At 69.4% G+C, this 14,652-nt stretch carries 13 protein-coding genes and 1 pseudogene; 5 read left to right on the forward strand and 9 right to left on the reverse strand.

The features are described 5' to 3' along the window. Positions 1-4: 4 nt before the first annotated feature. From ptlE to gap, 6 genes are all read right to left on the reverse strand, one after another. Positions 5-1,819 (reverse strand): neopentalenolactone/pentalenolactone D synthase, encoded by a 1,815-nt coding sequence (ptlE, locus tag AB0924_RS35030; RefSeq protein WP_366913612.1) that lies wholly within the window; start codon positions 1,817-1,819, stop codon positions 5-7. Further along, positions 1,777-2,577 (reverse strand): 1-deoxy-11-beta-hydroxypentalenate dehydrogenase, encoded by an 801-nt coding sequence (gene ptlF, locus AB0924_RS35035; protein WP_366913613.1) that lies wholly within the window; start codon positions 2,575-2,577, stop codon positions 1,777-1,779. The genes ptlE and ptlF overlap by 43 nt, the downstream gene beginning before the upstream one ends. Before the next feature lie 128 nt (positions 2,578-2,705). Next, on the reverse strand, positions 2,706-4,160 hold the full coding sequence (locus AB0924_RS35040) for an MFS transporter (RefSeq protein WP_366913614.1): 1,455 nt from the start codon (positions 4,158-4,160) through the stop codon (positions 2,706-2,708). Positions 4,161-4,218: 58 nt separating this feature from the next. Beyond that, positions 4,219-5,070, reverse strand: a complete 852-nt coding sequence (gene ptlH / locus AB0924_RS35045) for a 1-deoxypentalenic acid 11-beta-hydroxylase (protein ID WP_366913615.1) — start codon at positions 5,068-5,070, stop codon at positions 4,219-4,221. A 138-nt stretch (positions 5,071-5,208) separates the two neighbouring features. Further along, the gene (gene penM / locus AB0924_RS35050; RefSeq protein WP_366913617.1) at positions 5,209-6,405 is read right to left on the reverse strand and encodes a pentalenolactone synthase; all 1,197 of its coding nucleotides are present in this window, start codon (positions 6,403-6,405) and stop codon (positions 5,209-5,211) included. 178 nt (positions 6,406-6,583) lie between these two features. Next, positions 6,584-7,588, reverse strand: coding sequence for a type I glyceraldehyde-3-phosphate dehydrogenase (gene gap / locus AB0924_RS35055; protein WP_366913618.1), 1,005 nt, complete (start codon positions 7,586-7,588; stop codon positions 6,584-6,586). Between the two features lie 138 nt (positions 7,589-7,726). Here gap and AB0924_RS35060 point away from each other — a divergent pair, with 138 nt between their 5' ends. From AB0924_RS35060 to AB0924_RS35070, 3 genes are all read left to right on the forward strand, one after another. Then, positions 7,727-8,188 carry a MarR family transcriptional regulator gene (locus AB0924_RS35060; protein ID WP_358939789.1) on the forward strand — a complete coding sequence of 154 codons (462 nt, stop codon included), beginning with the start codon at positions 7,727-7,729 and terminating at the stop codon, positions 8,186-8,188. A gap of 152 nt (positions 8,189-8,340) precedes the next feature. Then, on the forward strand, positions 8,341-10,578 hold the full coding sequence (locus AB0924_RS35065; protein ID WP_366913619.1) for an AAA family ATPase: 2,238 nt from the start codon (positions 8,341-8,343) through the stop codon (positions 10,576-10,578). Next, positions 10,575-11,810, forward strand: a complete 1,236-nt coding sequence (locus AB0924_RS35070; protein WP_366913620.1) for a restriction endonuclease — start codon at positions 10,575-10,577, stop codon at positions 11,808-11,810. Before AB0924_RS35065 ends, AB0924_RS35070 begins: the two co-directional genes overlap by 4 nt. Before the next feature lie 194 nt (positions 11,811-12,004). Here the strand turns inward: AB0924_RS35070 and AB0924_RS35075 are convergent, their stop codons facing one another. Together AB0924_RS35075 and AB0924_RS35080 are read right to left on the reverse strand one after the other, a co-directional pair. Continuing rightward, on the reverse strand, positions 12,005-12,160 hold the full coding sequence (locus tag AB0924_RS35075; protein WP_358939783.1) for a hypothetical protein: 156 nt from the start codon (positions 12,158-12,160) through the stop codon (positions 12,005-12,007). Positions 12,161-12,172: 12 nt separating this feature from the next. Then, entirely contained in the window at positions 12,173-12,706 is a 534-nt protein-coding gene (locus tag AB0924_RS35080; protein ID WP_358939781.1) for a GNAT family N-acetyltransferase, read from the reverse strand. 288 nt (positions 12,707-12,994) lie between these two features. Between AB0924_RS35080 and AB0924_RS35085 the strand changes: the two genes are divergently transcribed. Next, positions 12,995-13,552 carry a DUF3291 domain-containing protein gene (locus tag AB0924_RS35085; protein ID WP_366913621.1) on the forward strand — a complete coding sequence of 186 codons (558 nt, stop codon included), beginning with the start codon at positions 12,995-12,997 and terminating at the stop codon, positions 13,550-13,552. 29 nt (positions 13,553-13,581) lie between these two features. Here AB0924_RS35085 and AB0924_RS35090 read toward each other — a convergent pair whose 3' ends face one another. Further along, positions 13,582-14,292: a 2-phosphosulfolactate phosphatase gene (locus tag AB0924_RS35090; protein ID WP_366913622.1), complete on the reverse strand. Its 711-nt coding sequence runs from the start codon at positions 14,290-14,292 to the stop codon at positions 13,582-13,584. 101 nt (positions 14,293-14,393) lie between these two features. Here AB0924_RS35090 and AB0924_RS35095 point away from each other — a divergent pair. After that, positions 14,394-14,636 (forward strand): annotated as a pseudogene (locus AB0924_RS35095) (IS630 family transposase); the annotation flags it as partial. Positions 14,637-14,652 lie beyond the last annotated feature (16 nt).

Below are 14,652 nucleotides of genomic sequence, written 5' to 3' on the forward strand. Positions count from 1 at the left end.
GTGGTCAGCGCAGTTCGAGGCCGGCGAGGTCGCCCGCCTCGCGCCAGCGCCTGAGGATGTTCACGAACTCCACCGAGCCGCCGCCGTAGCTGGAGTTGAGCAGGGGCAGTCCGCTCGGGTCGCCCTCGTTGTTGTAGAGGCCGGGCGTGCAGTTCTCCAGGAAGTCCATGTCGTTGGCGGCGAGCCGCAGGATCTCCTCGACCCATTCCTTCTCGCCGGCCTCTGAGGCCTCCACGATCCGGTGGCCGCGCTCCTCGACGCAACGGACGATGTGCGCGAGGTGCCGGGTCTGCTCGCCCAGCATGTAGGCGATGTTGACGTGCCGGCCGGCCTGCACCTTGGACAGGATGAAGCAGTTGGGGAAACCATTCACCTGGAGTCCGTGCAGCGTGTGCGCCCCGTCCGCCCACTTCTCCGACAGCTTCACGCCGTCGCGGCCGACGATGTCGTAGCCGGCGCGATCGGTGTACGGGACGGCGAACTCGTGCTCGTAGCCGGTGGCGAAGACCAGGCAGTCGACCGGGTACTCCCGGCCGTTCGCGACCACCCCGGCCCGGGTGAGCCGCTGAACGCCCTGCCCCTGGGTGTCGACCAGGGTCACGTTGGGCCGGTTGAAGGTCTGGAGGTAGCCGTCGTGGAAGCAGGGCCGCTTGCAGTACACGCGGTAGTACGGCTTGAGGGCGGCGGCGGTCGCGGGGTCGGTGACGACGTTGTCGATGCGGGCGCGCAGCTCCTCCATCTTGAGGAAGTCCGCCCGTTCGGCCGCGAGGGCCCGCTTTTTCGGGTCGCCCCCGGTGTCGCCGGTGGGCAGGATCGCTGCGGCCAGTTCGGCCGTTGTCTGGGTCCAGCGGTCCTGGACCAGGTCCTCGTCCTGCGGGACGCCGGAGGTCAGCGCGTGGAAGTTCTCCATCCGGCGCTGCTGCCAGCCCGCTTCGAGGCCGTCCGCCCATCCGGACGGGGTGGGCCGGTTGCCGCGGACGTCGACCGCGGCCGGGGTGCGCTGGAAGATGACGAGCCGCTCGGCCCACTCGGCGAGGTGCGGGGCGAGCTGGATGGTCGTCGAACCGGTGCCGATGACGCCGACCGTCTTGTCCTTCAGCTTGGTCAGGCCGCCGGTGCTGTCGCCGCCGGTGTAGTCGAAGTCCCAGCGGCTGGTGTGGAAGGAGTGCCCGGCGAACGTCTCCAGGCCCGGCAGGGCGGGGAGTTTGGGGCGGTGCATCAGACCGATCGACATGGCCACGTACCGGGCCCGGATCAGATCTCCGCGGTCGGTGCTCACCAGCCACTTCCCGGCGGCCTCGTCCCAGCGCAGTTCGGTGACGGTGGTCTGGAAGAGGGCGTCGCGGTAGAGGTCGTACTTGTGGGCGATCCGTTGGAGGTGGGCGAAGATCTCGGGCCCGGTGGAGTACTTCTCGGAGGGTATCGTGCCGATCTCTTCGAGCAGCGGCATGTAGATGTAGCTCTCCACGTCGCACCGGACGCCGGGGAAGCGGTTCCAGTACCAGGTGCCGCCGACGTCGCCGGCCTCGTCGATCAGCCGGATGCGCTCGAGGCCCGTCTCCTTGCGCAGATGGGCGCCGGTCAGCAGGCCGCCGATGCCGGCGCCGACGACGGCTATGTCCACCTCGTCGCTGAGCGGCTCGCGCTCCTGCCGCTCGGTGTAGGGGTCGCGCGCGTAGCGGCTGAAGTCACCGCGCGCGAACTGGTAGGTGCGGCCGACGGTGCGCTTGTCGCGTTCCTGCCGGTACTTCTCCCGCACCGCTTCCAGGTCGATGCTCAGTGTTCCATCGCTACGGTCGTCGCTTTCGGCGCGGGCCACAGCTCCTCCTCGGGGGAAGGGGGCGGAAGGGAAACATGACGCCATACGTCGTCGAACTGATCGCGCAGCCGCAGCGGGGCGTCGGAGTTGCTGAAGAGGTAGAAGCGGTCGGAGCCGAGCGCCTCCCACACGAGGGAGGCGACGTCCTCGGCGCTCACCGAGGTGTCACCGCCCGCGCCGCGCGGGGCCGTCAGGCCTTGGACCATGGGAGTGTCGACCCGGCCGGGACACAGCACCGACACCCCGACCCCGGTGCCCCGCAGATCGGCGCGCAGACTGCGGGCGACGGCGAGGTCCGCGTGCTTGGAGGCGGCGTAGGCGGCGCTGCCCGCGCCGACGACGAAGGCGGACATCGACGCGGTGTGGATCAGATGGGCGGGCCGGCCGCGCTCCAGCAGCCGGGGCACGAAGGCGCGGGCCACCAGGACGTGCGCCCAGTGGTTCACCTCGAAGACCTGCCGCATCCGCTCCAGCGGCACCTCCCACAGGGGCTGTCCCACGGGCCCGAGGACCCCGGCGTTGTTGCACACCACGTCGACGTCGCCGAGCACGTCGAACGCCGTTTCCGCGAGCCGTTCGACGGCGTCCGGGTCGGTCAGGTCCGCGGTCACGGCGGTGACCCGACCGCCCTGTGCGGTGAGTTCGGCGGCCCGGCGGTGCAGTGCGTCGCCCTCGACGTCGGCCATGACCACGCCGGCTCCGGCCCGGGCGAAGCGGGCGCTGAGGGCGAGGCCGATGCCGCTGGCCGCGCCGGTCACCACGGCTGTCCTTGTCTGTGGCTGCACTTGGCTGTCTCCGCTTCTGCGCGCGGGCACGCCGAACGACGGCGCGCCCCTGCCGACGAGCAGGTCTGGATCGGATCGCGCCGTTCGAGGGGCGCGGGCTGTCACCGGAGGTCGGGGAGCTTCAGGCTGATCACCAGTACGGTCACCGCGAAGCACACCAGCAGGGCGACGACGAGCACGGCCGCCGACACCGTCGACAGCCAACCGGACAGGGACACATAGAGGGTTCCGCCGACGGTCGCGCCCAGCGCGGTCGCCATCTGCTGGCTGGTCACCAGCACTCCGCTGCCCATGCCGGCCTGCGCGGGAGGCACGTCGGCGAGGATCATCCGGAACAGCGTCGGGCCGGTCAGCGCCGAGCCCGCCCCGAAGAACCCGATCCCGACGAGCACGAGCGCCAGGGAGGGATGCGGCCAGCCCAGCCGGATCACCAGCGCCAGCAGCAGCAGGCCCGCGCACTGGACGAGGGCGCCCAGGGTGACGATCCGGCCGCCCAGGGCCGCCGCGATCCTCGGGGTGAACAGCGTCACCACGAAGAACGCCGCGGCGAACGGCACCAGCACCCCGCCGGAGGCGAGGCCGTCCAGGCCGAAGTGGCCCTGCGCGACAAGCGCGTAGACGAACAGGAAGGCGCCGAAGCCGGCCGAGAACGGCACCATCGCCGCCAGCCCCCTGCGCATCCCCGGATGGGAGAGCACCGACGGGGACAGCAGCGGTGAGCCGCCCCGCGCCTCCAGCCCGCGTTCGGTACGCACCAGCGCCAGCGCCGCCACCGCGGCGACCGCGAGCAGCGACCACAGCCACAGCGGCCAGCCCAGGTCGGGACCCGCCACGACCACGGCCAGGACACAGACCATGGTGACACCGAACAGCCCGGTGCCCACCGGATCGAAGGCCGGCCTGGCGTCGGCCCTGGTCGCGGGGACGCGCCGGACGGCCAGCAGCGCGGCCACTCCGATCGGCACATTGATCGCGAAGACCGACCGCCAGCCCATGCCGGCGACGTCCAGCGAGACCAGCAGCCCGCCCAGGATCTGCCCGACGACCATGCCGAGAGCCGCGGTGGCGCCGTACATGCCGATCGCACGGGCGCGCGCCTGCCCCTGGGTGACCGCCTGGATCGTCGCCAGCACCTGCGGTACGAGCATGGCGGCGGCGGCGCCCTGCAGCAGCCGGGCGGTGACGAGGAACTCGATGGTCGGGGCGAGTCCGCACAGCGCGGAGGTGACGGTGAACGCGGCGAGCCCGCCGGCGTACAGGCGCCGTCTGCCGAAGGCGTCGCCCAGCCGTCCGCCCAGCACCAGGCCGAGGGCGTACGTGAGGCCGTAGCCGGACACCACCAGCTCCAGCGCTGCGGGGCCGCCGTGGAGGTCGCCACTGATCGAGGACAGCGCCACATTGACGATGGAGGCGTCCACGATGGACAGGGCGTAGCCGGTGAGCACCACCACGAGGGCGATGCCACTGAGCCCCGCGGCGGCCGGTTCGATGCCGGCCCGTGGCTCCTGTGCCGCGTTGGGCCCCGTCAGAGGGGGGAGACCCTCGCGTTTCGTCATGTGCTGCCTACCCGGGCGTTTGTGGGGGACGGTTGAGGCGGGTGAGGGGGTGACGGCTTCACTCGGTGGTGGTGGGCGTGCCAGTGATCTTCGACATGATTCCCTTGGAGGCGTCCTTCGCGGACTCCGGCCAGGGGGTCAAAGCGTTGAACCCGCGGTGCGAGGAGGCGGGCTGGATGCGGGTGTCCATCGACATCCGCATGCCGGCCGGGTCCACCGAGACGTTCGGCATGGACTTGTGACACATGAAGGCGTGGAAGAGGAGCACGTCGCCCGGCTCCATGGGCGAGAACAGCAGCCGCTCGTCGGCGCCGAACTCCTGCGCCGGGATGCCGCGCACGGCGTGGCCGAAGCGGCGGAAGTTCTCGGTGACGACGTGCTCGCGCGGGCCCTTCTTGTGGCTGCCGTCGGCGACGGCGACGCCGCCTGTGCCGCGGGTCGTCGGGAGCAGCGGTATCCAGGCGGTGCGGAAGTCCTTGTTCGGGCCTATGTAGAAGCCGTCCTGGTGCAGCGGCGTCAGGAAGTGCGGCTCCAAGGTGTCCGGGGCGGAGGGGTAGTAGCGGATCGTCGTCGACTTGAAGACGAAGACGGGCTCGCCGAAGACCTTCTCCCAGACCTTGAGGGACGAGGGGTGGTTCCACAGGTCGTCGTACTTGACGTAGTCGTGCATCGCCACCTCGTCGACCGCCTCGTAGGAGTCGATGGCGAGGGTGTCGAGCGTGGTGCCCGGAGCGGCGTGGCCGAGTGCGATCAGACCCTGGAGCATCTGCTCGGCGGCGGTCGCCACGAGTTCACGGTCGAAGGCGCCGCGCAGATAGAGGTAGCCGTGCTCGTCGTAGAACCGGTCGAGGGCCTCACGGTCGTCGAGAAGAGGCGTGCAGTCGACGTAGTCGCTGAAAGTGTCCGGCATGGTTCCTTGTCCTCGTGACGTCTGTGCATGGGGGAAGGAGCGTCAAACCTCCGGGCGGACCGACAACTTGGAACTCGCGGCAGGCTTGCCTGTGACCAAGAACGGTGGACGGCTGTGCTTTCGCTCGTGCGACGCCACTCAGAAGGTGACGGGAATTTCGTCGAACCCGCCGGTGATCCGGTGTTCCTGCCAGCGCACCGACTCCTCGGGTACCGCGAGCCGCAGGTTCGGCAGTCTGCGGAACAGCCGCTCGAACACCGCGGTCAGCTCGATCCGGGCCAGCGTGCGCCCGATGCAGTGCCGGGCGCCGTACCCGAACGCCAGGTGCGACTTGGGCTTGACCCGGGCCAGGTCGAACAGGTCGCCGTCGGGGAACGCCCGGCCGTCGTAGTTGGCCGCCCCGATGGCCAGCATCACCGCGTCTCCGGTCCGGATCACCGTGTCGCCGACGGTGATGTCGCCGTGCGCGTAGCGGGGTATGAGCGCGTTGGATCCCTTGCCGCCGACACCCAGGCGCAGGATCTCCTCGACCGCGGCCGGCGCGAGTCCGGGATTCTCGGCCAGCAGGGCACGCTGGGCCGGATTGCGCAGCAGCAGCAGGGTGCCCAGGTCGATGCGCACAATGGTGGTCTCGTAGCCGAACAGCAGGACGGCGTTGCCCAGTTGAGCGATGTCCGCGTCGGACAGTGTGTCGCCCGCCGCGGCTATCAGCTCGGACAGGATGTCGTCGCCCGGCTCGATCCGCTTGCGCGCCACGAGTTCCATCATGTAGTCGACAACCTGCTGAAAGGTGTTGGCCGAGTGCTGGTTGTCGCTCTGGTCGAATGTGCCTCTCGCCCACTGCCCGAACCGTTCCCGGTCGGCCAACGGCACGCCGAGCAGATCGCAGACCACCATGGTCGGCAACGGGAACGACAGCGCGCGGTGCAGGTCGACCGGCGGAGCACTGGCGGCCAACTGGTCGAGCAGCTCGTCCACATGGTGTTCGATCCGGGTCTTCATCAGGCGCATACGGCGCGTGGTGAAGCGGGGCACGAGCAGTGCGCGCATCTGCGCATGCCTTGCGGGCTCGGTTTCGTGGTCGTCCCCGGCCATCAGCGCGACCATGAAGGCCCTGGCCGCGCTCTTGGCCGACTGCTCCGGTTTGGGATCGCTGAGACGGAGCCGGCGGTCGGCGAGCAGCGTCCGTACCTCGTCGTAGCGGGTGACCAGCCAGGCGTCTTCACCGGCGGTCCCCACCCTGGTGATCGGCCCCTCCCGCTGCAGTGCGAGCATCTGGGGTGCGATGCCGATGATGTCCGGGTTGTCGAACGGTAACCTCGGAAGTGCCTTCATGTGGCCTGTCCTCGTGGCGTCGTGCGTGGGATTCGTCGGGCATCCGGGCACTCCGACGGCATCGGTGGCGTCGGGTGCGCTGCGCGCCTGTTCATGGGCGCGCCGAAGCGGCGGCCGCCGCTTCGGCGGACGACGGTTGCTGACGTGCGGGTGGTGCAGACGCCGGGCCGGCGAGGGACTACAGAGTCGACCCGATGAGAAGTGAGAGGTCGATGAGGCGGTTCGAGTAGCCCCACTCGTTGTCGTACCAGCCGACGACCTTGACCTGCGGGCCGGACACCCGGGTGAGGCCGGCGTCGAAGACACAGGAGGCCGGGTCGCCCACGATGTCGGTGCTGACCAGCGGGGCGTCCACGTAGGACAGCAGGCCCTTGTACGGGCCCGAGGCCGCAGCGGTGTACGCCTCCTTCACCTCGTCCACCGTGGTGCGGCGGCCGGTGGTGACCGTGAGGTCGGTGACCGAGCCGGTGGGGACGGGCACCCGCAGGGCGAAGGCGTCCAGCAGGCCGGCGAGTTCCGGCAGCACGAGGCCGATGGCCTTGGCGGCGCCGCTGGAGGTGGGCACGATGTTCAAGCCCGCGGCCCGGGCCCGGCGCAGGTCCTTGTGCGGGGCGTCCTGGAGGTTCTGGTCCTGCGTGTAGGCGTGGACCGTGGTCATCATGCCGGAGTCGATGCCGATGGCGTCGTGCAGCACCTTGGCCAGTACGCCGAGACAGTTGGTGGTGCAGGAGGCATTGGAGATGATGGTGTGGCGCTCGGGATCGTAGTCACCGTCGTTGACACCCATCACCACGGTGAAGTCCTCGCCGCTGGCCGGAGCGGCGATGATGACTTTCTTCGCTCCGCCGTCGACGTGGGAGCGCGCCCTCGCGGCGTCGGTGAAGATGCCGGTGGACTCGATCACGATGTCCACCCCCAGGTCGCCCCAGGGCAGGGCGCCGGGGTCGCGCTCGGCGAGGACCTTGATGGTCCGGTCGCCCACCCGGATCGCGCCCGGTTCGGCGGTGATCTCCTCGGGGAAGCGCCCCAGAATCGAGTCGTAAGCGAGCAGGTGGGCCATCGTGGGCACGTCGCCCAGGTCGTTGACGGCGACGATCTCCAGCTCCGAACTCCGCGAGGCCGCCGCACGGAAGACGTTGCGACCGATGCGCCCGAAGCCGTTGATGCCGATTCGCACAGTCATTGGTGTGTTCCTCACCTAGCGCTCTACAAGTCCGTTGACGCGCCATTGCGCCGAGGTGCAATGCATACCGTGCGCCTGGACGAGGCCCCGGCACGCAATCGATCAGGAGCTTATATAAGTCTGCGATACATTTCCAGGGTGACTCCTACTCAGCGTGCCGACAGCAACACCGACTTGGATGTCGGCGACCTCACCAGAGCGATCGAGAACTTCAATCGCTACTACATCCGGCTCCCCGCCGTGCAGAAGCTGTCGTTCACGACACTGTCCGTGCTGGACACACTGGCCGTCAGCGGGCCGAAGCGGCTGACCGAACTCGCCAAGACCGAGCAGATCAGCCAGCCAGGTCTCACTCAGCTGGTCACCCGGCTCGAGCGCGACGGTCTCGTGGAGCGTCGCCCCGACCCCACGGATGGCCGCGCCGTCCTCGTCCACATGACCGACAACGGCCGGAAGATCGGCCAGTCCCGGCAGGAGGACCGGGGCCGGCACCTGACCCCGCTGATCGCCCAGCTGACGCCCGCGGAACGACGGGCGATCGCCGCGGCCCTGCCCGCCCTGACCCGACTCGCGGAACTCGGGGCCCAAGCCGGCCGGTAGGGACGCGGCGGCCGCGCCGACCGAGCCCGCTGTACGAGAGGAGGCGCCGGCCCTGCGCCGGAAGCCCTCACGTAACCCACGCGTTTGGGATCATGCGAGCTGAACGCCGAAAATGGCGACTGAAGTTGACGCGGTGGGGAGGCAGAAGGGCGATGGGACAGGAGACGAACGAAAAGCCGGCAGGGGCCGTGGTCGTGGAGGCGGTGCGGCGTGTCTTCCATGACGGCCTGACCCGTGGGAAGTCCGCCTTCGTACCGCATCTGGACGCCTGGGCGGAGCCCACCGTCAGCGACCTGCGCGCTCGGTTCGTGGACCGCCCGGACGAGTCGTCGGACACGTTCCTCGTCAAGCTGCGCCGACAGCTCGACGGTGCGCCGGACGAGACGATCGTGCTGGCCGCCGAGCTGCTCTATGTGAACATGGCCCCGCTGCGGCCCGAGCAGATCGGAGTGGCGAAGAAGCGGGAGATCCTCGCGGAGATCCTTTCCTGGGCGAGCCGTGACGTGACCGTACCGGCGGACCTGGTGCCGGCCCTGGAGGGCTTCATCAACGGGGGCCAGGGCTTCTTGAACTACCGATGGGCCCAGTTCCAGATTCTCGTGCTGCTCGCACAGCGCCTGGCCGGCCTGCCGCGCCCGGAGCGGGAAGCACTGCTCGGCGACCCGTGGGCGTTCCGGGACGAGTGCCTGGCGGTGCAGCGGTCGGTGGGCCACAAGATGGGCCGCGCCCAGATCCACGTACTGCAGTACCTGCTCTTCCCCGAGACGTTTCTGCCCATCGCCAGCGCCACCCACAAACAGGACATCCTCCAGGCGTTCGCGGAGGACGTGGCAGAACCTTCCGGAGACGTCGACCGAGACCTGCTGACCCTGCGCAGGGTGCTCGAGACACAGGCGGGGGAGCGGGTCAATTTCTACTCCGAGCCCTGGGTGGGCCGGTGGCGGCGCGGAAGGATCGAGCACGCCCAACGCGGCTGGCTGGTACGCGGTTACAACGTGGACGGGCACAACTTCATCCCCGCCTGGCTGCGAGAGGGCTACTGCTCCCTGTCGTGGCGGGAGATGCCACGGATTCCCGCCGACGCCGGTAAGCCGGAGATCCAGCACACCGTCGCCGCCGCGATGCCGGAAGCCAGCGTGCAGCTGCGCGGGCAGGCGGTGTACCAACTCCATGTCTTCCTGACCCTGATGCAGCCCGGCGACCTCGTGGTCACCGTCTCCCCGGAGGAAGTGCACGTCGGCAGGGTCGAAGGGCCGGCGTTCCACGACGACAGCGACGGTTCGGACAACGCCCGCCGCCGCCCGGTCCGCTGGGCCACCGCGGACCGGCCGCTGCCACGCGCCGAGCTGCCCGAGGCGGTGCAGGCGCAGTTGACCCGACCGCCCACCGTGTACGACATCAGCAGCGTGGCCGCGGAACTGGCCGAACGCGCCGGGCTGGAGGACGTGGTCGACGAGCCGCTGCTGGAGGCGGACGTCACCAAGTCCCTGGAGCTGCCGCCGATCACCGAGGAACTCGCCCGGCAACTGCTCATGCCCCTGGCGTGGCTGAGGGAGACCGCCCAGCAACTACAGGAGCAGCGCCAGCTCATTTTTCACGGCCCGCCGGGCACGGGGAAGACCTATCTCGCACGCGCCCTGGCCAAACACCTCGCCGGCCCGGATCGAGTGGAGCTCGTCCAGTTCCACCCCTCCTACACCTACGAGGACTTCTTCGAAGGCTTCCGCCCCGTGAAGGCGGACAACGGCATGGTGGCGTTCGAGGTGCTGCCCGGGCCGTTGAAACTGCTCGCCGAACGTGCCCGGAAGGACCCGGCCAACCCGCACATCCTCATCATCGACGAGATCAACAGGGCCAACATGGCCAAGGTGTTCGGCGAGCTGTACTTCCTGCTGGAATACCGCGACGAGCCGGTCACCACCCAGTACAGCCCCCTGGAACCCTTCTATCTGCCGGGCAACGTCTTCGTCATCGGCACGATGAACAGCGCCGACCGCTCGATCGCGCTCATCGACGCCGCCATGCGCCGCCGCTTCGCCTTCCGCCGCCTGTCTCCCGACAAGCCGCCGATCGACAGGCTCCTGGACCACTGGCTGCGAGCCCGCGACCTGCCGGACACGCCCGCCCGGCTGCTGGACGCGCTCAACGCCCGCTTGGGCGACGCCGATCGCGCCATCGGCCCGTCCTACCTGATGAAGACGAGCGCCACCCGCCCGGAGGGGCTCGACCTCATCTGGCGCACCCAGATCCTGCCCCTGCGGGAGGACCAGCTGTACGGCACCGGCGTCGACGTGGCGGAGGAATACGGCCTAGCCGCCCTCCGGGACTCCCTCGGCACCGAAGGCACCACCACCGTCGACCTCGGCCGGCCGAGCACGGAGGAAGCGTGACCCACAGGGCCGGTCCCGTCCCCATCACGGTGAACGAGACCGGCCCCGGCACCCTGCTGCCGCTCACCGGCGACCAGGTCGCCGGACTGCTGCGCGTCCCCGGACTGGTCCGGCTGCACCCCGCCCCGGGCGGCCGGTGGCGCATGTCCGGGAACCAGAAGGCCGGCCTCGTCCGCCTTCCCACCCCGAGCGGCGGCGCGATCCAGCTCCATTTGCGGCCCAAACTTCCGGTGCGGAACCTGCTGTTCCTGCTCACCTACAGCCCCGACGATCCCTGGCGGACACAAACGGTCACCGCGGCCGAGGCGCAGAACCTGCTCCCCGCCCTGGCGGATCTGCTCGCCCGCACCACCCGCCGCACCCTGGAGTCCGGTGTCCTGCACGGCTACCGCACCATCGAGGAAGATCTGCCCCTGGTTCGCGGCCGGATCCGCACCGCCGACCAGATACGCCGCACCGGCCTGCCTCTCCCCGTCGCCGTCCGCTACGACGACCACACCCCCGACATCGCCGAGAACCGCATCCTGCTCGCGGCCCTCCACCGCGCCGCCCGCCTCACCGGCATCCCCCCACGCACCGCCACCGCCCTGCGTCACCTCGCCGACCACCTCAGCGGCGTCCACCTCCTGCCGGCCGGCGCGCCGCTGCCCTCCTGGACCCCCACCCGCCTCAACGCCCGCTACGCACCGCTCCTGCGTCTGGCGGAGCTACTGCTCACAGACCGCTCCGTGCAGCCGGAGGGCGCCCGCACCACCGACGTCGACGGCTTCGTGCTCGCCATGCCGGCCGTCTTCGAACGCTTCCTCACCCTCGCGCTCGGCGACGCCCTCGCCCGGCACGGCATCCGCATCGCCGCCCAGGAACAACACCACCGCCTGGATACGCAGGGCCGCGTCCGTATGCGGCCGGACCTGGTGCTGTACCGGGCGGGCCGCATCGTCACCGTCGTGGATGCCAAGTACGCCACCCTGGACACCACGACTGCGCCCACCGAGCACCTGTACCAGCTCCTGAGCTATTGCACGGCGCTCGGCCTCGGCCAGGGACATCTGGTCTACGCCGCCACCGCGGGGCGCCACGCCACCGATCACGTCATCCGCCGTGCCGGGATCACCGTCACCGCCCACGGCCTCGACCTCGGCCAGCCACCCGCCGAACTCCTTGCGACCATCGCGGACCTCGCCACCCGTATCCAGGGCCCATCGGCACTCGGGGCACCACTGACTCCGTGACATGGGGCGTCCACGTCGGCACCGGGCTGCCACGTCGCGGGCGGCTGCCGGATCACCCGTGCGCCGCCCACCGCCGTCCCTTGCCACACCTCTGTGCCGGCATCGGCGCCAACGCCAACCCCGACGTCGTACGCGCCCGCGACACCCTCCCCCACGCAGCCCTCAGCTGGTAGGACCGTCGGAATGGGTCGGCATCAACCGGTACGACCCGTCTGGCCCGAGTAATGGATCACGTCCGGAAGGATCGCGGAACTCACCGGAGCCGTCAGCCGGAACTCGACCAGCCGGGCTGGGCAGCCCTTGGCGACCAGCTGCGCGAGAGCGGTCAATCGGTGGTTGCCGTCGAGCACGACTTGGTCGGTTCAGGCCTGGAACTCGGTGAGATCGATGGCGTGAACGCGCAGTGGGTAGCCGTACACCGGGTGTGTCGTCTCCCGCTCGGGCACCATGCCGAGCTTGCGGATGACGTTCTCGGAGGCGTTGTCCCCCACCCGGTTGATGCTGACGACGCGGTCCAGGCCGCGGTCCTGGAGCGCGAACTCCAGCGTGGCGTGCGCGGCTTCGGACGCGTATCCCTGGCCCCAGAACTGTGAGCCGAGTCGCCAGCTGATGGCCACGGCGGGCATCACCTCGGGCAGGAACTCGGGCACGTACAGTCCCGTGAAGCCGATCAGCTCGCCCGAGGCCAGCAACTCGACGGCGAAGAGGCCGAAGCCCTCCTCGTCCCACTCCTCCTCCCACCGCTCGATGTCCTCGGCCGTGTGGTCCAGGTCGCGCACCGAGCCGTCGTCGATCCAGCGCATGACCCGTGGGTCCGCGTTGATGTCCGCCATCGGCGCGAGGTCGTCGTCGTGCCAGCTACGGAGGAGGAGACGGGGTGTGATGATCTCGGTCATTGGCCCATCCTGCCGAAGGTGCCCGCCTTATCGGTAATCCGAATACCGAAGTCGGCGAGTTGGTCGGCCTGGGTCAAGAGGCCACTGGGACAGAGAAAACGCAACTTCGACATGGCCCGCAGAGGCAGGTACGTTCCCATGGTCTTCGGCGATCGCCCACGGTCGCAAAGGAGTTGCTTCAAGCTGAGCCACTCGCGACGGGATGAGTTGGTCATCCCCGAGTCCTCGCCGCAATGGGTAAGCCACCGAATCGGGTCCACACCAGGTACCCCAGCCAGGGAGAGACGTATGCCCCATCTTGCGCTGTACACGTTCGGCGTCCTGAAGTCACCTCTCGCCGATCCCGCACCTGCGACGCGCGAGTTCTACGACGTTGGTGAGGCCGTCTACCGAAAGATCGGTCAGCAACCCGGGTACCTTGCTCGCGCTGAAGCGGCAGGCGGTGACCGGGGCATGCTCTTCGAGGCGGACTGGGGCGCATGGGGAGAGTTCGCCGTACCGACCTGGTACGGCAAGGGTCGAACGGCGGAAACCACCGCCCTGGCCGCGACCCTCTCACTCTGGACAGACCTGCGCCCCGCCTTCGACGCCATCTACACCGGTCTGCACCGTGAGGCGCTGAACAGGCGCTACGACTGGTTCGAGAGGACAGGACACCCGAATTACGTGCTCTGGTGGGTCTCCGACGGCGTGATACCCACCTGGCAGGACGGGGTTTCCAAGCTGGAACACCTCCGAGACCACGGCTCCGCGCCGCACGCCTTCACCTTCCACCACTCGTTCACCCCGGAGGGAACTCCGACCAGGAGCAAAGGCATCGGGCCGAAGAGCGACCAGGTTCGCTGACAAGGAAGCCTGAACGACTGGGTGTGCTGTTACCGTGCGCGGTGCACAGCGGACGCCGCATCTGGTCGAGGCCGGAGCGGCCGCAGCACGGCCATCCCTTCCTCGAGTCCGACCTTCATGGCGAAGTCGAACCGGTTCACCTCCAGGCACAACTCCACATCGGCGGGGTGAGCACCGCGGCGCCGCCCGCCGCGCAGGTCGTCCGCGGCTGGGGAGGTGCGGGCACGGAGCAGATACGGGTCGGGGTCGGGGCGATCACCGGCCAGGAGCCGGTCCAGGTACTCGGCGCAGGCCAGATCCTCCGCGGCACGACCGTCCTCGCCGGTGGCAACAAACGTCACCGAGTCGGCGGCCGCATCCGCCAGGGCACGAGCCGTTGCGCCGGCCACGGCGAAGCTGGCGCACAGCGCCAGCTTCGCCTCGACGACCGCCAGGGCACCAACGGTTCCCGCAGTGGTCTTCTGGATCACGGTTCGGCCGGACAAGTCGGTATCCCGGATCACGCCAGGGGAGTTGACCAGGTCGAACCCGCGAACCGGTGCCCCGTCCTTGAGCGCGAGCCAGCCGGGCTGACACGCCTTGATCGCCAATGCCTCGCCCACGTCCGCAGCGAGAACGATCTTGTCGGCCCCGCGATGGAAAGCCCAAGCGGCGGTGGTGAACGCCCGCATCACATCGATCACAACGGCCACGTCTTCGGTGCCGTCCACCTCGGGTATCCCGACTGTGCGCGAGTCCATGCCGGGATGGTCGCAGGCCAATAGGACGCCCTACAAGGCAAATTGACGGCCTTTCGGTGACTCGGGACCTGCTGGGCTCCGGCATCGCGGGCACGCGTAGAACCTACGCGTCCTGGGCCAACCCGATCGAGGCGCACTTCGGGCCGCTGCGGCAGTTCACGATCGCCAACTCCAACCACCTCAACCACACGGTCCAGACCCGGGCCCTGCACGTCTACCTGCGCTGGCGCAACGCCAACGCCCGTCACCCCGACGTGCTGGCCGCCCAGCGCAGGGAGCGGGCCCGTGTCCGCAGCGAGAAGGGCCTCCGCTGGGGCGGACGCTCACTTGCCGCGGCGGCCTGACTACCGACCTGTGAGC

It is taken from the genome of Streptomyces sp. NPDC047869, from assembly GCF_040704065.1.
Taxonomy (GTDB): domain Bacteria; phylum Actinomycetota; class Actinomycetes; order Streptomycetales; family Streptomycetaceae; genus Streptomyces.